This is a genomic window from Hydrogenobaculum sp., assembly GCF_049967395.1.
Taxonomy (GTDB): Bacteria; Aquificota; Aquificia; order Aquificales; family Aquificaceae; genus Hydrogenobaculum.
Map to the genome: position 1 here is coordinate 1 of NZ_JBMFST010000029.1, position 19,524 is coordinate 19,524.

22 protein-coding genes and 1 pseudogene are annotated in these 19,524 nt (G+C 35.1%); 10 read left to right on the top strand and 13 right to left on the bottom strand.

Annotated features, from left to right (window positions below; translation table 11 throughout):
• Positions 1 to 311, top strand: a pseudogene (locus ACP5S8_RS05230) (3-deoxy-D-manno-octulosonic acid transferase); the annotation flags it as partial.
• Here ACP5S8_RS05230 and ACP5S8_RS05235 read toward each other — a convergent pair.
• The 4 genes from ACP5S8_RS05235 to ACP5S8_RS05250 form a co-directional block, all read right to left on the bottom strand.
• On the bottom strand, positions 312 to 1,637 hold the full coding sequence (locus tag ACP5S8_RS05235; RefSeq protein WP_461876006.1) for a glutamate-5-semialdehyde dehydrogenase: 1,326 nt from the start codon (positions 1,635 to 1,637) through the stop codon (positions 312 to 314).
• 12 nt (positions 1,638 to 1,649) lie between these two features.
• Positions 1,650 to 2,840, bottom strand: a complete 1,191-nt coding sequence (locus ACP5S8_RS05240; RefSeq protein WP_461876007.1) for a peptidase U32 family protein — start codon at positions 2,838 to 2,840, stop codon at positions 1,650 to 1,652.
• A 57-nt stretch (positions 2,841 to 2,897) separates the two neighbouring features.
• Positions 2,898 to 5,846, bottom strand: a complete 2,949-nt coding sequence (locus ACP5S8_RS05245; RefSeq protein WP_461870206.1) for an AAA family ATPase — start codon at positions 5,844 to 5,846, stop codon at positions 2,898 to 2,900.
• An 80-nt stretch (positions 5,847 to 5,926) separates the two neighbouring features.
• Positions 5,927 to 6,706 carry a glutaredoxin domain-containing protein gene (locus ACP5S8_RS05250; RefSeq protein ID WP_461876008.1) on the bottom strand — a complete coding sequence of 260 codons (780 nt, stop codon included), beginning with the start codon at positions 6,704 to 6,706 and terminating at the stop codon, positions 5,927 to 5,929.
• Positions 6,707 to 6,754: 48 nt separating this feature from the next.
• Between ACP5S8_RS05250 and gltX the strand changes: the two genes are divergently transcribed.
• The 9 genes from gltX (at position 6,755) to ACP5S8_RS05295 (ending at position 12,987) form a co-directional block, all read left to right on the top strand.
• Entirely contained in the window at positions 6,755 to 8,149 is a 1,395-nt protein-coding gene (gltX, locus tag ACP5S8_RS05255; protein WP_461876009.1) for a glutamate--tRNA ligase, read from the top strand.
• Complete coding sequence (locus ACP5S8_RS05260) at positions 8,146 to 8,367, top strand: MoaD/ThiS family protein (RefSeq protein WP_461870209.1); 222 nt, start codon at positions 8,146 to 8,148, stop codon at positions 8,365 to 8,367. Before gltX ends, ACP5S8_RS05260 begins: the two co-directional genes overlap by 4 nt.
• Entirely contained in the window at positions 8,360 to 9,274 is a 915-nt protein-coding gene (locus ACP5S8_RS05265) for a glycosyltransferase family 9 protein (RefSeq protein ID WP_461876010.1), read from the top strand. Before ACP5S8_RS05260 ends, ACP5S8_RS05265 begins: the two co-directional genes overlap by 8 nt.
• Positions 9,275 to 9,320: 46 nt before the next feature.
• On the top strand, positions 9,321 to 9,719 hold the full coding sequence (locus ACP5S8_RS05270; protein WP_461876011.1) for a DUF2203 domain-containing protein: 399 nt from the start codon (positions 9,321 to 9,323) through the stop codon (positions 9,717 to 9,719).
• 96 nt (positions 9,720 to 9,815) lie between these two features.
• Entirely contained in the window at positions 9,816 to 10,646 is an 831-nt protein-coding gene (locus ACP5S8_RS05275; RefSeq protein WP_461876012.1) for a 4Fe-4S binding protein, read from the top strand.
• 20 nt (positions 10,647 to 10,666) lie between these two features.
• On the top strand, positions 10,667 to 12,025 hold the full coding sequence (locus ACP5S8_RS05280) for a tetratricopeptide repeat protein (RefSeq protein WP_461876013.1): 1,359 nt from the start codon (positions 10,667 to 10,669) through the stop codon (positions 12,023 to 12,025).
• Positions 12,026 to 12,323: 298 nt separating this feature from the next.
• On the top strand, positions 12,324 to 12,485 hold the full coding sequence (locus ACP5S8_RS05285; protein ID WP_015419269.1) for a hypothetical protein: 162 nt from the start codon (positions 12,324 to 12,326) through the stop codon (positions 12,483 to 12,485).
• Position 12,486: 1 nt separating this feature from the next.
• Complete coding sequence (locus ACP5S8_RS05290) at positions 12,487 to 12,633, top strand: hypothetical protein (protein WP_461870214.1); 147 nt, start codon at positions 12,487 to 12,489, stop codon at positions 12,631 to 12,633.
• Between the two features lie 6 nt (positions 12,634 to 12,639).
• Complete coding sequence (locus tag ACP5S8_RS05295) at positions 12,640 to 12,987, top strand: hypothetical protein (protein WP_461870215.1); 348 nt, start codon at positions 12,640 to 12,642, stop codon at positions 12,985 to 12,987.
• On the opposite strand, the gene rnhA is transcribed toward ACP5S8_RS05295, so the two are convergent.
• The 9 genes from rnhA to ACP5S8_RS05340 are packed head-to-tail and all read right to left on the bottom strand — an operon-like array spanning position 12,959 to position 19,403.
• Complete coding sequence (gene rnhA, locus ACP5S8_RS05300) at positions 12,959 to 13,420, bottom strand: ribonuclease HI (RefSeq protein WP_461870216.1); 462 nt, start codon at positions 13,418 to 13,420, stop codon at positions 12,959 to 12,961. The genes ACP5S8_RS05295 and rnhA overlap by 29 nt on opposite strands.
• A complete protein-coding gene (locus ACP5S8_RS05305; RefSeq protein WP_461876014.1) occupies positions 13,420 to 14,058 on the bottom strand; it encodes a 7-carboxy-7-deazaguanine synthase QueE in 639 nt (212 codons plus the stop codon). The genes rnhA and ACP5S8_RS05305 overlap by 1 nt, the downstream gene beginning before the upstream one ends.
• Positions 14,055 to 15,116: a flagellar biosynthesis protein FlhB gene (gene flhB, locus ACP5S8_RS05310; RefSeq protein WP_461870218.1), complete on the bottom strand. Its 1,062-nt coding sequence runs from the start codon at positions 15,114 to 15,116 to the stop codon at positions 14,055 to 14,057. The genes ACP5S8_RS05305 and flhB overlap by 4 nt, the downstream gene beginning before the upstream one ends.
• On the bottom strand, positions 15,100 to 15,876 hold the full coding sequence (locus ACP5S8_RS05315; protein ID WP_461876015.1) for a flagellar biosynthetic protein FliR: 777 nt from the start codon (positions 15,874 to 15,876) through the stop codon (positions 15,100 to 15,102). Before ACP5S8_RS05315 ends, flhB begins: the two co-directional genes overlap by 17 nt.
• A gap of 1 nt (position 15,877) precedes the next feature.
• A complete protein-coding gene (gene fliQ, locus ACP5S8_RS05320; RefSeq protein WP_461870220.1) occupies positions 15,878 to 16,147 on the bottom strand; it encodes a flagellar biosynthesis protein FliQ in 270 nt (89 codons plus the stop codon).
• Entirely contained in the window at positions 16,144 to 16,902 is a 759-nt protein-coding gene (gene fliP, locus ACP5S8_RS05325; RefSeq protein WP_461870221.1) for a flagellar type III secretion system pore protein FliP, read from the bottom strand. The genes fliQ and fliP overlap by 4 nt, the downstream gene beginning before the upstream one ends.
• Positions 16,880 to 17,152 (bottom strand): hypothetical protein, encoded by a 273-nt coding sequence (locus tag ACP5S8_RS05330; protein WP_461876016.1) that lies wholly within the window; start codon positions 17,150 to 17,152, stop codon positions 16,880 to 16,882. Before ACP5S8_RS05330 ends, fliP begins: the two co-directional genes overlap by 23 nt.
• A gap of 4 nt (positions 17,153 to 17,156) precedes the next feature.
• Positions 17,157 to 17,639 (bottom strand): flagellar basal body-associated FliL family protein, encoded by a 483-nt coding sequence (locus tag ACP5S8_RS05335; protein WP_461870223.1) that lies wholly within the window; start codon positions 17,637 to 17,639, stop codon positions 17,157 to 17,159.
• Positions 17,640 to 17,651: 12 nt separating this feature from the next.
• The gene (locus ACP5S8_RS05340; RefSeq protein ID WP_461876017.1) at positions 17,652 to 19,403 is read right to left on the bottom strand and encodes a flagellar hook-basal body complex protein; all 1,752 of its coding nucleotides are present in this window, start codon (positions 19,401 to 19,403) and stop codon (positions 17,652 to 17,654) included.
• Positions 19,404 to 19,524: the final 121 nt, after the last annotated feature.

Consider the following 19,524-nt stretch of genomic DNA (forward strand, 5'->3'; position numbering starts at 1 on the left):
GCATAGTAGGTGGGTCTTTTGTAGAAGGTTACGGAGGCCACAACATAGTGGAACCAATTGGTTTTTGCTCTTATTCTCTTTACGGAGAGTATATAGATAAAATAAAAGATGTGGCAGATATCTTAGAAAAAATGGGTATTGGTTTTAGAGTGGATAGCAAAAACATATTGAATACTATCAAACTGTGCCTACAAGAACCGCTGGGTGCTGAGAAGCTAACGAAATTTATACATTATACAAGCGATATTAAAGACTGCTATTTGAAACATATAGAAAATTTTGTTTTACAACATAAAAATCCCAAAAACTAATTACTCTAATTGAAGCTTTTCTTTAAGCTCTTTTGGTATACCTACATTTTCCCTTAGCTGTCCGTTTCCAAATATTATAAACTTTTCTATGGTGAGCTCTCTTAACGCCATTGGGCCTCTGGCGTGTATTTTGTCTGTGGATATGCCCATCTCAGCGCCAAGGCCAAACTCGTTGCCATCCGTAAACCTTGTAGAAGCGTTTACATAAACCGCCGCCGAATCCACTTCTTGCAAAAATCTCATTGCTTTTGTATGGTTCTCCGTGATAATGGCATCAGAATGTTTGGAACCGTATTTTTCTATAAACTGCATTGCTTCTTCCAAAGAATTTACAGTTTTCACAGCTAAAATTAGGTCTAAAAACTCTTCATAGTAATCTTGTTCTGTTGCTTTTTTTATTTTGCTTTTAAAAGCGTCAAAATCCTTATCTTGTAAGATTTGATAACTATCTTCATCACATCGCAATTCAACACCGCTCTCTAAAAGCACTGTAGCCATTTTTGGCCAAAAATCCTTTAAGAGGTCTTTATGTATTATAAGGTTTTCTATAGCGTTGCAAACGGAAGGCCTTTGTACCTTGGCGTTGTACACGATATCGTAAGCTTTTTTAAAATCTGCTTCGTTGTCTACATATATACTACAAACACCTTTGTAATGTTTTATGACTGGTATTTTTGCGGTTTCTGATACAGCCTTTATAAGACTTTCTCCCCCTCTTGGTATAGCTACATCCACTAAGCCTTCTAGTTGCAAAAGTTCTGTGACTATCTCTCTATCTTTTTTATCTACAAAACAAACCGCATCTTCTAAGCCTTCTACATGCTCTTTTATGGCTTGTCTAAACAAATCTGAAAGTATTTTGTTTGTGTGAATAGCTTCTTTGCCACCCCTTAGAATAACGGCATTGGAAGATTTAAAGCATAGGCTAGCTGCCTCTATGGTAACGTTTGGTCTTGATTCGTATATTATAAAAATGACTCCAAGAGGAACCCTCATTCTTCCTATTTTAAGCCCGTTGTCCACCGTCCACATGGAGGTTATTTCGCCTACCGGATCTTTTAGTTTTGCTACATCCTCTAGCACCTTTATCATACCGTTTATCTGTTTTTCACCAACCTTAAGCCTATCTATCATTGCCTTTGAAAGGCCAATAGACTTTGCAAACTCTACATCTTTTTCGTTTTCTTTTTGTATTAGCTCTTTATTCTCTTTTAAAAGCTGAGATACTCTTATAAGGATAGAATTTTTTATACCTGGGTTTAAACTTGAAAGTTTCGGCAATACACCTCTAGCTCTTTTTGCTATTTCTAAAGCGTATTCTTTCATAAAGATATTATACTATTTTTCTTTTACAAGATAAACTTTATCTTTTTCTCTAACTTTTTCGGTTACTTTTAATCCTATAATTACACCCTTTTCCGCTTCTTCTATGCGTTGATTTTCTATCTCCATAGATTCTACTTTTTGTCTTACAAGGCCTGTAGTTTTTCCTATTATATGTATGGTATCGCCTACTTTTAAAGGGTGTGCTACTATTTTTACCTCTGCTACGGAAGCCTTTGGATAAAATTTTACAACATCTCCTACATATATTTTTTCTTCTTTAGCTATAGATGAATTTATGCCAAACGAAGCCTCGCCAAAGTAAAAACCGCCGTCCCATTCTCTATGATATACTCTTTCCAGCATATCTATAAGGTCTTGATAGCCTTTTTGTGACCATTCGTTGTTTAATATTCTTTCTCTGGCTTCCTTGTAAGCTTTTGTGGTCATATAAACATAATCTGGGTTTTTGTTTCTTCCTTCTATCTTCCAAGCATCTGCCCACATCAACTTGTCTACAAAGTTTATAGTAAGAAGATCCTTAGCCGACATAACGTAATCGCTACCAAGGTAATACTCTGTGCCGGAATTTTTTGATATTACCTTTACATCAAACTCATGCCTGCAAACTTGATAGCACTCTCCTCTGTTTCCGGATTTTTGAAAGACATCATGGCTCAAAAAACATCTACCTGATACAGCCATACACATAGACCCGTGGACAAAAACCTCTACCTCTAATCCAGTATTTTGTTTTAAGCTTTTAATAGAGTTTAAATCTAACTCCTTTGCCGGGACTATACGTTTTACACCGAGTTCTTTATAAAAGTTTCCAGATACATGATTTGATACCGATGCCATAGTAGAAATGTGTGTTTCTAAGCCTCTTTTTATACTTCCAAGCACTACCGAAAAGTCCCATGCTATAACCGCATCAACTTCTATTTCTCTTAGAAAATCCAATACATCTTCCAAATAAGGCAGGTCTTCATCAAACACTATAGAATTTAGCGTTATATATTGTCTTATACCGTGGTCTTTGGTTATAAGCCTAATTTCTTTTATGTCTTCTTTTGAAAAACCACCCTTTCCAGCCCTTTGATTTAGCTTTTCAAAACCCATGTATACGGCGTCTGCACCGGCTTTTATCGCAGACATCAACCCTTCAAAATGACCCACTGGAGATAGTATTTCTGGTTTTTCCATTGGAGTATTATAGCAAAAGAGGGCGGGATATTCTCCCGCCGTTATCAGAAATATTTATTAGGTAGTTTCAAACACAAACTCTCCGTCTTTTATATCCACTTTTACGGTAGAGTTTTCTTTTATTTCACCTTTTATAATTTTGTTTGCTAAAGGTGTTTCTAGTAGCTTTTGCACTGTACGTTTCAAAGGTCTTGCGCCAAAAGCTGGTTCATATCCTCTTCTGGCAAGTTCTTTTTTGGCTTCTATGGTGAGTTCTACTTTTATACCTTTGTCTCTTAAGCGTTTGTTTAAATCCTCTATCAACAAATCTACTATTTGTATAAGTTGCTCCATAGTAAGAGGTTTGAATACGATTATATCGTCTATTCTATTTAGAAACTCAGGTCTAAAGAAGTGCTTAAGCTCTCCCAATACCTTTTCTTTAGCCTTTTCAAACTCTTTCTTTATCTCTTCTGGATTTCCTTCTAAAGGCAGCGTTAGAAGGTATGTGCTACCTATATTAGAAGTCATAATAATAACGGTATTTCTGAAATCCACGGTTCTTCCATGAGAATCTGTCAACCTTCCGTCGTCAAGCACTTGTAAGAACAAGTCAAATACTCTTGGATGCGCCTTCTCTATTTCATCTAAAAGTATTACGCTGTATGGTTTTCTCCTAACGGCTTCTGTTAGTTTACCACCTTCTTCATAACCTACGTATCCAGGAGGTGCACCTATTAATTTTGATACGGTGTGCTCTTCTTTGAACTCTGACATGTCCAATCTTATAAGTGCGTCTTCTTCACCAAACAAAAGCTCTGCTAAAGCCTTGGATAACTCTGTTTTACCTACACCCGTTGGTCCTAAGAACAAGAACGAAGCTATTGGGCGTTTTGGATCTTTCAAGCCTGCTCTTGCTCTTCTTATAGCTTCTGCTACAGCTACTACAGCATCGTCTTGTCCTATAACTCTTTTGTGTAGCTCTTCTTCTAAGTGCAATAGCTTTTCCATTTCTTCTTCTTTTAACTTGTTAAGAGGTATGCCAGTCCAATCGGATACTACTTGAGCTATATCATCTGATGTTACGCTTAAAGTTTTTGCTCTTTTGGACTCTAAAGCTTTTATCTCTTTCTCTGTATTTACCATCTCTATTTTAAGCGCTGCTTCTTTCTCGTAATCCCCTTTCTCAGCAACTTTTATGATCTGTTGTTCCAGTTCCTCAAGCTTTTTCTTAAGCTGGTTTATCTTCATGTCCACCATATCGAGCTTGTTGATAATATCTTGTTTTTGTTTTTCTAGGTTAATCTTTTGAATCTTAAGCTCTGCTTCTTTCTCGTAATCTCCTGATAAGTTTGCATTTATGATCTGCTCTTCTAAAGCTCTTAGCCTTCTTTCTATTTCTTGAAGCTCTGGGGGTACGCTTACGGATGCTAGTTTTTTACGAGCACAAGCTTGATCCAGGGCGTCTATTGCTTTATCTGGTAGCTTTCTAAATGTTACATACCTATGTGTAAGTTTTACAGCGCTGTCTATTGCATCATCTTCTATCTTTACCTTGTGAAAGTCTTCTAGCTTTGGTCTTAAGCCGTTTAGTATCTCTATAGCTTCTTCTATAGTGGGTTCATCTACATAGACTGGTTGAAATCTTCTTTCTAAGGCGAGATCCTTTTCTATATATTTTCTATACTCATCAAGCGTTGTAGCTCCAATAAGCCTTATCTCACCTCTTGCCAAAGCTGGTTTTAACATGTTGCCAGCGTCTAAAGAGCCTTCGCCTTTTCCTGCCCCTATTACGGTGTGGATTTCATCTATAAAAAGTATTACCTCTGGTTTCTCTTTTAACTCTTCTAAAAGCTTTTTTACCCTTTCCTCAAACTCTCCTCTATACTTAGAACCAGCTACCAAAGAACCCATATCTACGCTTATAATGCTTTTGTCTTGAAGTTCTGGTGGCACTTCTTTGTTTACTATTCTTTGCGCTAAACCCTCCACTATAGCAGTCTTACCAACACCAGGGTCACCAACTAATACAGGGTTGTTTTTGCTCCTTCTTAGTAGTATCTCGATGGTTTGGTTTATTTCCTTCTCTCTTCCGATAACCGGGTCTAATTTCCCGTCTCTTGCTTTTTGAGTAAGATCTACTCCATATCTCTCTAGTATAGACTTCTCTTCTTCTTGGATTTCTTTTTCTGTGTCCATGCTTTTACCTCCTATAATTTGTTCTAAAAGTTTTGCTGCTATAAAATCTTTTGCTTCTAAAAGCGCTGAAACAAGGTGAGCCGGCGATACTTCAGCTACACCATCCCTTACGGCTTTTTCTTGAGCCATCTCAAATACCTTTTCAAGGTTTTTAGAATATCCAAACTCTGGAGTTTTTCCAATAAATCTTTTTGACACCTTATCTTCATATCTATCGAAGGATATTCCTATATCTTTTAACTGGTCTTTGTAGTGGCTTTCTTTTAGGGCGGTTTTTACCAAAGCATCTATTGATATCCTATTTTCCAAGAAATCTCTAACAGCGCTCTTATCAAAGACGGTAGACAGATTTTGTTCTACCCTTGAGAGCTCCTTTTTTAGATGTTCTTCTTCAGCGTTTAACTGTCTTAGTTCTAACTCTAATTGTCTTGCACTCCAAGGGTCATATCTTCTTGCTCTTTCTAATTCAGCTTCTATACGTCTTTTTGCTTCTCTTATTTCAGATAGCTCTGTTTGTATGTTTGATATATCGGATTTTAATTGAATTATCTTGCTTCTTAAGTCTATAAGATGATTTGCTTCAGATTCTGCCGCTTTGTTAAGTTGGTTGTCTATGCTGTTTATGTGTTCTCTTAGTTTTTGGTACAGCTCTTTAGAGTCTATACCCTTCTTAGATACGTATTTTGATAAAGAAGAGTCTGGGTCTTTTAACAAAGCCAGCAGAAGATGGTCAGTATCCACCTTTGTGTCTCCTAAAGACCTTGCGATAGAGGACGCTTGCTCTACATAGTCCTTTAATTTTTTGCTCCACATGTTTTCACTATACATGTTAACCTCCTAATGTGTTATGTTATTAATATAACATTTAGCAAATTTATGTCAAGTTTTTTGATAGTACCTTACTAAATTTATTTGCTACAGCTACTTCCAAATATGTTATTCAGCTGACATCCACCTCCTATATTCAAGCTGTTGTTATCCAAAGCGCGTGGGCTGGCTTGTTGGTTTTGCAGGCTTTTAGTAGTATTTTTAAAAAACGATTCTATACTATCAGAACCAACAAGCACTTTATAACCGTAAGGTTCTCTTACAAAAAGCACCGGCACTTCATCTATACCCATAGACATTATAAGTCCTTTGTGATGAGAAGCATTTATCTTATTATATTTAACATGTATATCATCTAAAAACTTTTCTGTATGTTCGCAATGAGGGCATCCTGGAAGATATAAAAGCGTGTATTGGTGTTTTATCTCTAAAGTGGGGTTGTTGACTAAAAAAACCGTTGCAAATACAAATAAAAAAGCGCTGAGCCCTTTCAAGAGTATATCTTTATTTTCTTTTATTCTTATTATAAAAAGAGTAAGTATTATTAAAAACGTTACCGTACAGAATATGCAAAACGTATGAGCTACAAATATTTCAAAACCTTGTAAATAGCCCTCTGACCCTAAAGCTCCTATCAATATTATGTCTAATAGTTTTTCTTTCTTTTTTTCTTTTAAAATCCCCAAGACTATGAAAAGCAAAAGCCCTATCGTTAGCATCACAAATTCTGGATATCTGTTGTAAGAAGCTGCTATAGTACATCCTGAACTTGTGCATACGCTTTTATGGAAAACCCCCATTACGAGCTCTAGCGCTATCCATATAGCACCCAAGACTGATATTTTTGTAAATATGCTCATATTGATAATTATAACGTTAAACGGTTGTTTTTGCTTTATAATAATGATATGGTTAGAACAAGGTTTGCTCCAAGCCCTACCGGATACATGCATCTTGGTAACGCAAGAACTGGAATATTTAGCTATCTTTTCGCAAGGCACCACAACGGAACATTTGTGTTGAGAATTGAAGATACAGACATAGAAAGATCCACTAAAGAGTTTGAGGATTCTATAATAGAAGATTTGAAATGGTTAGGTATAGAATGGGATGAATTTTATAGACAATCAGAGAGGTTTGATATATACAGAGAATACGCTAAAAAGCTCGTAGACTCAGGCCATGCTTATTATTGCTTTTGCAAAGAAGAAGACATAGAAAAGCAGAGGGAAGAAGCTTACGCTCAAGGAAAAGCGTATAGGTATCCTGGTACCTGTAGACATCTATCAAAAGAAGATGTTGAGGATAGATTAAAAAACGGCGAGTCTTACGTTATAAGGTTTAAAGTTCCAGATGGGCAAATAGTTAGCTTCGAAGATATGATAAGGGGTAATATAAGCATAAACGTTGATGATTTTGGGGATTTTGTAATAGTAAGAAGCGACGGTAGTCCTGTTTATAACTTTGTAGTGGTTATAGACGATGCCCTTATGAAGATAACGCACGTTATAAGAGGGGAAGACCATATATCAAATACACCAAAGCAAATACTGATATACGAAGCCCTTGGATTTAAACCTCCAGAATTTGCTCATTTACCAGTGATTCTTGGTGAAGACAGGACAAAGCTTTCGAAAAGGCACGGTGGGGTTTCGGTTAGATTTTATAAAGAAAATGGATACTGCCCTGAAGCTCTTTTTAACTATCTGTGTCTTTTGGGGTGGTCTAGTGAAAAAATAGGCAAAGAAGTTATATCAAAACAAGAGGCTATAAAATATTTTGATATAAAAGATATAAATTTGTCTCCGGCTGTATTTAGCCACGATAAGCTCTATTGGTTAAACGGTGTCTACATAAGAGAAGTCTTGCCAGAGGATAGGCTGTTGGAGGATTTGTTACCTTTCTTAGAAAAAGCTTATGGGAAAGTTGATATAGAATATCTTAAAAAGATAATAAAAGCTACTAGAAAAGAATACAACACATATTTAGAAGCTGTGGAAAAACTAAGACCGTTTTTTGAAGAAAAAGATCCAGATGAAATTGCAAAAGAAGAGCTTTCAAAAATAGATAGAAAAGTTTTTGAGCTTTTACAACAAGAAATAGAATCCTTAGAGGATATTACACCAGAAAACCTTAAGGGAGTTGTAAAAAATATTCAGAAATCAACCGGCTTAAAACCAAAAGATATATGGCATGCTTTAAGAATCGCTCTAACAGGCTCTTTAGAGGGCATAGCTATAGATGTGATAGCTTCTATTTTACCTAAGGAAGAAGTGTTAAAAAGACTATCCAAATACTCATGAAAATATTGTATTTTTCAATATTAAAGGAAAATATCGGTGCTTTTGAAGAACTTGAATTTGATGGTACCGAAGAAGAGCTTAAAGCATATTTGTGCAGCAAATATCCGCACTTATGCAACATTATAAAATCTTCTAGGTTTGCTAAAGAAAACGAATATGTGAAAGAGTTTAAAAATTCTGATACCATACTCGCCATTCCTCCGGTTAGCGGTGGCTAAAGCTCTTGTCCTTAGATTTTCTTCTCTTGGAGACGTAATACTTACAAGCTCTATTCTTAAACCACTTTACGATGCTGGTTTTGATGTATATCTTATGACTTATAAAGAGTTTGTCACTATATTTGAAGATTCTTCTTTTGTAAACGTTTTACCTGTGGATAAATCAAATATGTTTTATGTGGCTAAAAGCCTAAAACCAGATATAGTAGTAGACCTCCACAAAAATATCAAGACTTTTATATTGAAAAATATCTTAAAGGCAAAATGGTTTTCTTACGATAAAAAATCTATTCAGAGAAGATTTTGTGTTTGGTTTAAAGCTTTTAAAAACGATTTATTTTATATAACAGATGCATATGCTAACGCTGTAAAATCTATTGTCGATATAAAAAGCCCAAAACCTTATTTGGAAGTAAAAGCCAAAAGGCTTGAAAGATTTGTATCTTCAAAACCTGTAATAAGTCTTGGTGTGGGAGCGAGATACAATAAGAAAAAATATAAGCATTTCAAAGAGTTGTCAGAGTTGTTTTTAAATAGAGGTTTTGAAGTTAGGCTTTTAGGAGATGAAAACGATTATACAGATGCCAAAGGTGTTAATTATTTAGGAAAACTTTCTCTTATAGATACTTTGGCTTGTATAAAAAGCTCAAAACTTGTGATAGCAAACGACTCTTCTATAACTCACATGGCAAGGGCTGTCGGTGTTAAGGTGATTACGATCTTTGGTGGGACACATCCGTGCTTTGGCTTTGCTCCAAAACCAGACGAAGGTATGGTAATATCAAAAGATATGCCCTGTAAGCCTTGTGATTTACACGGAAAAGGAATTTGTAAGTATGGGAATTACCCTTGTCTTGATATAGAGCCTAAGGTTATATTTGACAAAGCTATGGAGCTACTAAGCTAATATTTTTCATAGTAAAAGATATATATAGAATTACTTTTATAGTGTTATGAGATACTTTGATTTAGAAGAGGCTAATAAAGTTTTAGAATCTATAAAACCCCTTATATATGATTTTATAGAAAAAAGGGATGAAATAATAGATATCATAGAGCGTATATCTACCATAGAAGATGAGTTGGAAAAACTATATATGGAAAGCGTCTTAGAAGAGAAAAAACAAGAGGTAAATGAACTAATATATAAAATATCTTCTAGCGGTGCTGTTGTTAAGGGTCTTAACCCATTGCTTCTTGATTTTCTATCTAGAAAGGGAAATCAGGATATATGGCTCTGTTGGTTAGAAGGAGAAGAGGAGATAGGCCACTGGCACGGTATTGAAGAAGGATTTATGGGTCGCAAACCAGTGGAACTTTTAGAAGAGGATAAAAAGAATAGAGATATATAATTTTTTTCTGAAATTATGCAAAGCTTTTATGTCTTATGTTATACTATCTTTATATGTTAGTAAGATATGATTAACTTTTTAGGATAGGAGGTTGCTATGGCGCTTTTAGAGCTTCTAGGGGAATACCCCTACACCACCAAATATACCAAAGTAAGGTTTGCCTTCAACGTTATATCCGCCCTTAGCCTCATCATATTTCCGGCTTTCCATCTCATAAAGATGGACTTTGCCAACGGAAACTATTATCTTTGGGGGCATTATACCACAAATTGGACAAAACCAGCTATATGGGCTTTTTCGCTATGGATTGCCCTTTATACTGTTACATTTGTAATAAACTATTTTTATGGGAGATTTTTTTGTAGTTTTATATGCACCGAGGGATGGCTTATAAGAGGTGTAAAAGTTTTATACGATAGGCTTTATAGGCATGGTAAAAAGTTGCAGTTTAATATTATCGTTTTTGTTTTAAACGCTATCCTAACTCTAATATTGTTAAATTGGATAGTGGATTTGTCTGTCTTGTTTAAGCCCTACCATCCTGCGTTTTGGTGGGTATCACTTCTTACGTATGGCCTTATTGCTCTTAATTATCTTGCCATAGGGTGGTTAAGACAAAAGTGGTGTAGATATTTTTGTCCTATAGGTCTTTATTTGGAAGTTTTCAATCAAAAAATGAGATGGCGCATTACCTATGACAAAAATACATGCACAGAATGTTTGGAATGCGTAAGAGCTTGTCCCATAGCTTTAGACCCGAGAAAATTGAAAGACGAGCTTGATACCACAAGCGGATTAAAAGCTTGCTATATGTGTGGAAAGTGTGTAGACGCTTGTATAACAGATTTTAGAAAACACGGAGAAGAAAAGCAAGCTCTACATATATCAAAAGTAGATGACGAAGGAAAGGTAGAGGATTTGTTTTAAGATTTTAAGGAGAGGAAAAAATGAACAAAAAAATTATATATTTTGGAATGGTGGTTAGCGTGGTAGCCTTGTCTAGTTGTGAAAGGGTTTATCAAAAGAAAGATTTTCAAGATTATTCAAACTTTGTAGAATACTCTGAGAGCGTTGTCCCTTTTTATCTTGATATGATAGAAAAGCCTATGTATTTTAATTTTCATCTTACAAACCCTGAAAAGCGTAAAGAGTACGAAAATTTGGCTTCTTTATACTGTAAGGCGAAAGGTGGGGATTTTGTAAAGAATGGTCCATGGCTATATTGTAATTCTTCAAAAGATGAGTATATGATACATGAGACAGATTACGGATTCGAGGTTTATGCAAAACCTACCAAGCAGATTGAAGAGATTATAAGTAAAGGTATAAATTTAATGAAATCTGAAAGATATCAAAAAGCAAACGAAGTGTTAAAAAAAGCTTTCGAGTTTGCAAACGTAGTGGGCAACAAGCGTCTTATTGGAGAAGCAGCTTATTATATAGCTTACAACGACTTTTTATCATCTAGATACTACGATATAGACAAGGTATTTAAATACATAAAAATAGCTCAAGAAAACGGTGTTGATGTATCTAGTTTTATAAATGATATCAAAATATATACTCAAAAGATTCTTAACAGCGTTTTAAACAAAGCCAAATCAGACCAAAAACAACTCGCTTTAAGAGATTTGTCTAGGGCTTTTAAGATAGCAAAACTTTTGAACGACAACAACCTTTTATACACGACATATTATTATTCTGGCAATTTCTACCTTGAAACTGGAGATTACGACAAGGCTATAAAATATTTACAACAAGCTATAGCTTTGGGTCAAGATAAGCCAAATACGCTTGGGCTTTTATACAACCTTTTAGGACAAGCCTATGAAAAGAAAGGCGATTTGCCAGATGCAGAAAAGTACTACGTAGAGTCTTCCGAGATAGCTCTTAAAAATGGCGATACAGAAGGGGCCGCTATACCTCTAAGGCATCTTGGTGATATATATTATCAAAAAGGTAATTACCAAAAAGCTTATCAGTATCACTTGCAAGCCCTCATGATAAGAGGCTACAAAACCAGAAAGGGTGGTGCTAGATATGGGCTTGATTTGGACCTATACAACGTAGGCAACGATTTGTATAAAATGAATCAATGTAAAAATGCAGTTGTGTATCTTGACGAAGCTGTACCTTATTTAGAGAAGTTTGGCATATACGATACAATGGCAAAAGCCCTTTATGAAGATATATCTTGTTATCAAAAGCTTGGAAACAGCGAAAAAGCCAAAGAGCTTTTCAAACAATACAAAAATATTTTAGCCCAACAGAATATGCTGTCAAAATTTAAGAGTATTGGATTTTAAGTTTTTATAATTTTTATATAATTAAGTGATATAATACGTTAAGAGGACTTTTATGATTTTTAGAATTATAGTTATAGGTGTGGTTGGTTTCGTTTTGCTTCTTATGTTTAGCATATTTATGTACAGTATATTTTCTAGCAAAAAAGGGCAAAAGAGTAGAGAATAATGGGACACCACATGTATGTGCCGTTTGTCTTTAGAATATGGGACGTCATTTTTATGACTATTGTTATGATAATGATGATAATATCTTTTGGCCTTGTGCTTTATCTTTATGTTATGAGAGGAGATAAGAAAAATGGAAGAAGCGATAAGAGTAATGAATGAAGTGATGGCAAAAGCAGTTACGCCAGCGGATAGAGAATGGTTTGCTTTTCTGGCTTTTGGAGTGCTGGCTATCATGGTAGTATCTTTTGTGCTACCAATATGGAAAGGTGGCAACAAAAAAGGAGAAACCTAATATGGGTGGAATGTGGAAATACATGGATTTTTTAGCTATCACCGCCCTTGTGGTAGTAGCTACGATGTCTTACATTATAGCTTATGTAGTTGATATCACAGAACAAGAAAGAGGAGAAACACCACTTAAAGAACAAGACGAAGACTGATACCTAATGCGTACTGGCTTTAGGATTTTAATATTGGATAAGAATAAAATCAAAGTATCTGAAAACCTTGATATAGATAAAAATCTTACAAGAGCTATAAAGTATATACATAAATCTCAATACATAGAGGCTTCCAAATGGTTATTTTTAGCCAACGATTCAAGAGAGAAATATTTACTTTTATCGCTTATAAACTTTGCTCTAAAGCAAGAAGATCAAGCTTTGCACTATTTTGAAAACGCAAAGGATTTTCCGTATCTTTACAAAGAACATTTTGATATATACATACAAAAACCAGGGGAGCCTGTAGAATACGCTGAAGCTTTCATGAAGTCTCTCTTCTTACCTTCATAGCCTCTTCTTTTGCTATTTTATCGCATAAGTTGTTTGTATCGTGATCATCTCCTTTGTTTTTTTGATGCCCCCTTAACCATATTACTTCTATGTTTTGATTCTTTAAAAGCTCATAAAGCTCTTTCCATAAATCTTCATTTTTTACATCTTTAAAATCCTTTTTAACCCAATCCTTTAACCATAACCTTATGCCATTTGCTACGTATTGGCTATCTGTATATACGGTTATTTTTTTATCTGTTTTATTCAAAGCTTTTAAAGCCTCTATTACAGCCTTTAGTTCCATTCGGTTGTTGGTGGTGTTCGCCTCGGCACCCTTTATTATTTTCTCTTTCACTACTTTGCCATTTTTTACAGCTTTTAATATTGCACAATACCCGCCTGCCCCTGGGTTTCCCAAACAACTTCCGTCTGTGTATATCCTTATTTCCATTACTTTAAACCTAAAAGCTTATGCATTTGCGGTATTATTCTAGCGTTGAATTTTTCTGCTAACTTTATAGCTTTATCAAGAAACTTCACACTTCCATTTTCCCATAAAGGCTGAAGTATCAATAAACCCTTTTCTATAAAAGGTCTTATATACTCTCTTTCTAAAATACTTTCATTTAGATGTTCATCTACAACTATCTTTAACTCTATATTTTTATCAAAATCCAAAAACTTTGGATCTATGGTATAGTTTGATATGTATTTTGGCGACAACGTGATATAAGTTTTTGCATAGGTTTTCAAGAGTGTTTCTACATCGTCTTTCAAAATTGTGGCGTTTGTTTCTATTTGTATTGTTTTGTTTAGGCTTTTAAAATAAGAAAAAATATTTATAAAATCTTCGTTCAAAAGAGGTTCACCGCCGGTTAGTACTATTAAAGATGGGCTGTGTAGGGTGATTAGGGTTTCTATCTCTTCTAAGGCTTTTGCGTATGATTTTGCAGTTTTGTCAAAATCTAAAGCGCTTTTTTCATCACACCAAACACATCTTAAATTGCACCCTTGAAATCTCACAAACAAAGCAGGAGTACCTATCAAAAACCCTTCTCCTTGTATTGAATAAAAAATCTCGTTTATCATAAGAGACCACGCTGTTTTCTTTTTACTATATAAGCTATTATTTCAGCCACAGCTTTGTAAAACTCTGGCGGTATTTCTTCTTCTATATCTACCGCTTTGTAAAGAGCCCTTGCTAATTCTGGTTTTCTTACTACTGGAACATCGTTTAACTCTGCTATTTCTATGATTTTTTTAGCCATATAATCTTGACCTTTTGCTACTACAACAGGTGCTCTATCTTGTTTTGGTATATATCTTAACGCCACTGCAAAGTGTGTTGGGTTTGTGATTACTACGCTTGCTTTTGGAACTTCCTGCATCATTCTAGATCTTGATAGCTCTATCATTCTCCTTCTTATCTTTGCTTTTACTTCGATATTCCCCTCAAACTGTTTAAACTCGTCTTTTACCTCTTGTTTCGACATTTTTATACGCTTTTCATAATCAAATTTCTTGTAAGCAAAATCTAACCCAGCAAGCATTAGACCTATTATACCTATTGATATTAAAAGCTTAAAAATTAACTTTGCGATTTCGCTAAGCCCTTGAGATGGGGACATGTAAGAGGAAAACACAAGAGTATGAAAACTAAAATATAATATAAAAAAAGACGCTGTTAGAAGAAGCATAACTTTTAAAGAGTTTTTGGCCAGTTCAAAAAGCGCGTTGAGGCTAAAGAGATTTTTAAGACCCTCTATAGGATTTAGCTTAGAAAAATTAGGTTCTAAAGGTTTAAACGTAAATATAAAACCAAACTGTAAAATGTATCCAAATACAACTATCAAGACAGCCAATATAAAAAGAGGTGTAATGTCTGATAATAGCTTTTCAAAAGATAAACCTAAAAACTTTGTAGCATCAGAAGGCGTAAACGAAGGGTCGTCTACTCGTAAACTACCGTCTAATATTAAATCCGAAAATAGTATAAAGATTTTATAACCTATAAAAAATAGAGCACCGGTGGAAACCAACATCAAGAGAGCAGATACAACCTCTTGGCTTTTTGCTACGTTACCTTCTGATCTTAGCTTTCCTCTTCGATAAGGTGTGGCTTTTTCTGTTTTATTTTCTGAGGCCATGATAACCCCTTGTAAACTCTAGCATAAATTTAAAATAATGTTCAAATATTTGGTGCATAAGTATTCCCAACAGAGGGAAAATAAGCAATAAAAATATCATACCTATGAGGGTTTGAAGCGGCATGCCAACCATGAAAACGTTTATCTGAGGTATAAGCCTATTTATAGCTGCAAGAATTATATTCATCACAAGTCCTATAGCTATGATAGGAAGTGCTAATTGAAAAGCGGTATAAAAGCTTCTATAAAAGATATTTAGTATAAACTCAGGTCTCATGTTGTATATGTCGAAGGCTCCAAGCGGTATACTTTTAAGGCTCTCTGACAAAATAAAATAAACGTATTCAAAACCTGATGATACCGCAAAAAGCCCCATAAAAAAATAGCTAAAGTATGTGCCCAAAATTGTAGAGTTTCCCATAAGCGGATTTAAGATAGTGGCGTTTGAAAGTCCAAGAGAACTAGACACGAATTCTCCAAAAACAAAGAAAATATCTACTAAAAATCTGAGTATCAAGCTTATAATAAAACCTAAACTAAATTCTTTCAAAGCCATCAGCGTTAATATTATAAAGCTATCCGTATATACTGGTTTTACTGGATTGTAATAATAAAGCGATACGCTAAAAGCTATCACGAAAAATATTTTAAAGCCGTTTGGCAAATCTCCAAAAACAGGTGCTAAAAATACTATAGAAGATATCCTAAGCGTTATGAGTAAAAATGTTATTAGGTATGGTATAGATATACTTAGCGTCATACTATCTTATATAGTTTGGTATGTTGACTATGAGTTCTTTTGTATAATCTATCATATGCTTCATCATCCAACTACCGAGTAAAAATATCACAAAAAACGCCGCAAGTATCTTGGGAATGTAGCTTAGCGTCATTTCTTGGATTTGGGTGGCAGATTGAAGTATACTGATTAAAAGCCCTACTATGAATGTGGTTAAAAGTATAGGGGCGGACAAGAGCACTGTCATTTTAATCATATTTTCAGTTATAGTAAGCACTTGATCTTGGCTCAATGGTAACTCCTCACCAACGATAAGATAACTAATTCCCAACCGTTTACAAGTACGAAAAGCATAATCTTAAAAGGTAAGGATATGACGGTTGGTGGTATCATGATGATGCCCATTGCGAGCAATATGGCAGATACTACCATATCTATTATTAGGAATGGTAGGTAAAGCAAAAATATAATTTGAAAGGCGATTGACAACTCACTAACCATAAAGGCTGGAATTACTACGCTTAAAGGTAAGTCATTTATATTTTTTATGTTGTCTTTGTTTGGTATATTTGAAGCTAGCAAAAATGTTCTTTCGGTGCTTACTTTCGTGTTTCTTACCATAAATTCTTTAAGCGGTTCTATCGTATTTTGTATAAATTGTTTATCTGTAATCTTGTGCTGAAGATATGGCTGTAAAGCATTTTGATTTATTTGATTTATTACAGGATACATAACATAGAACGTAAGAAAAAGCGCTAAAGATGTTATCACCTGGTTGGGAGGGACATTTGGAAGACCAATAGCTTGTCTTAGCACCGACAAAACGGTAACTATTCTGATAAAAGACGTTGTCATTATTATTATAGATGGTGCTAAACTTAGCACTGTTAATATAAGTATGAGCCTTATAGCTTCTGTGAAGTTGCCGTTGTTAAACTTTACTTGTATTCCTGGTATGACATTGATAGGATTTTCATTTTGAGCCATTGCTAAATGTATAAATATTAAAAGCAATAGACCTATGTTAATTAACGTCTTCGGCCTCATAATCCATCTCATATATAAGTTTAGCATAATCTTTTGATATAAACACTAAGATTAGCTTGTTTTTAGCTTTTAGTATTATAAATTTAGAATGTTTATCAAGGGGGATTATCTTGTATATGCTAACTATATCGTTAGGGTTGTAGGTTGTTTGAATTATCTTTTTCCAGTCAAAAGCTGTATACAAAAATGCTATGAGCGATAAAACCATGCCAAGAGCACTTAACGTTTTTAGAAATAAAATTATTTCCACAAATCTACATAGATTGTACTATAAATTGGGTAAAGTAGATGTTTTGTACTCCACCGGTAACCAATATTGCATTTATTCTTTTGATGAGCTCTAATCTTAGCTCTTCTTTTCCTTCAGGAGTTCTTATTTCATCGTAAGTTTTTGAGCTAAGCAAATTTATAACAGCATCTTTTATGATTGGTAATCGTTTTACAACTTCTTGTTGAACCTTTTCATTTGATAGTTCTAGCGTGATAGACACTTTTGCATAAGTATTCGCATTTTTATCGGCCAAGTTTACTAGAAAAGAACCTAAATCATACATCACCCCAAGCTTTTGTGGTGCTACAACCATCTGTTTTGTTGATTCCTTTTTCTTATGCGTTAGAAAAAAATAAGCACCGGCACCTCCTCCTATTAAAAGAAGGATAACCGGTATCAATATAAATATAAGCTTCTTTTTGCCACCTGATTTGCCACCTTCTTCTTTTACTTGCTCCTCTGCCATACTATATATATTTTAACCTGTAACCATGTTCAGTGTTGCCTGTAATACGTTATCAGAAGATGTTACAACTTTTGCATTGGCTTGGTAAGATCTTTCAGCAGTTACAAGTTGTATATAAGATTGCGCTATATCTACGTTTGATTGTTCTAGCATGCCTGATTGAATGATATCTGCGCTTCCTGGCAATAAGATTGTTGGTGTGTATATAGATGTATATAAATTGGAGCCTTTTTCTAATAGCTCGTTAGGATCTTGAAATTGAGCAAGGGCAACTCTGTAAAGAGGCGTAGATTGGCCGTTGGAATAAACCCCAACAACTGTACCGTCGCTTGATAGTACGTATACATTGACAAGGTTTCCAAGGCTATAACCATCTTGAGAAGCGGTAATAGTAAAATCAGATGCATCCTGAGTTATATATGAGTTATCTATTATGCCAGCGCTTGTGCTTGTTGTAGGTTTAGCTCCTATTAGTTGCCCAAAAGCTAATCCTCCTGTTGATTGAGAGCTGGCTGAGTTTAAGTTCCCTACTATGTTTCCGTCCCCTAGTACAAGAGGATTTTGAGAGCCTATGAAATATTCGTAGCTTGAAGAAGTGGGATAAGAATATACACCTATTGTTGAACTTGTCGTAATATTACCGGTGTTTGGGTCAAAGTTTAATACAGCTGTAGCCGCATATATTGTGCTACTCCCGGTATATATAGGTACTCCTATGCCGCTGGATAGATTGTAAGGTACGAAACCGTTGACGGCTCCAGAGCCTATTGTATCCCATTCTTGCGTACCACCAGACGGCTTTGTTGGATTCACTACGTAGCTTATAGTAGTAGAAGATGTAGTAACATCTACTACCCAATCTGTTACCATAGAGCCAGACGAGTTTGTACCAGATATCATATAGTATGGGGATACGGTAGCAGATATAATACTTGAGCTTGCTGTATTTGGCGGGTTCGTAATGTTATACCATGTCAAAGACCCGCCACTTATGGTTGTGCTTTGCCAAGTACCAGCTACATTTCTATACAAAACTTTACCAGAAGTATCGCTATAGTATGCTGCTTTTTCATTTTCTGCGTATATATAGTTCCATGTATTTGGTCCAGTTTTCTGAAAGTATGTATCACCTTCTATAGTATTTCCCAAGCTATCAAAGGTTGTTAACGTGTTTTGATAGTTAAAAGTAGCAGTATTTAGAGGGTTAAAAGCCTGTGTTATGCTGGGAGCTGTAGAGTTTAAGTTTGTGGGTTGCTGATAGGTTATTAGGTCTGTAGCTTTTGGTGATTGCTGAGGTATTATATATATCGGTTGTAAAGAGGTACCTACTACAGATCCAGATTGATTAACTTTGTACCCTAAAAGCTTTAAACCATCAGGACTTACCATATAACCTTGCTGGCTTATGGTAAACTGTCCATTTCTTGTATAAAAAACATTTCCAGCATTGGCTGGATCTTGTAAAATAAACAATCCATTACCTTGTATAGCTAAATCGGTATTGTTGCCAGTTTGCTCAAAATTGCCTAGTCGCCAACTTAGTTGCGTAGAATCAACTATAACACCTGCACCGTATATTGTAGATTTTAACGTATTAGTGAGCGTATTGATACCTACGTTTACATTGGCTATAACGTTCTCAAATATTGGATTTACAGCTTTGTAGCCCACCGTATCGGCGTTTGCCATGTTGTTCGATACTATATTTAGATAGTTGTTAAAAGCGTCAAGACCAGAAACCGCATTGTAAAAGCTTGGTAACATAAAACACCTCCTTAAGTTGTAGTTGAGTTAGGTATTGCCCCAGCGTATATTATGCTTGAGGCCGGTTCTGACAAACCTGACTGAAGAGTGAGCTCCAAATTTGTACCACTTAGATTAACAG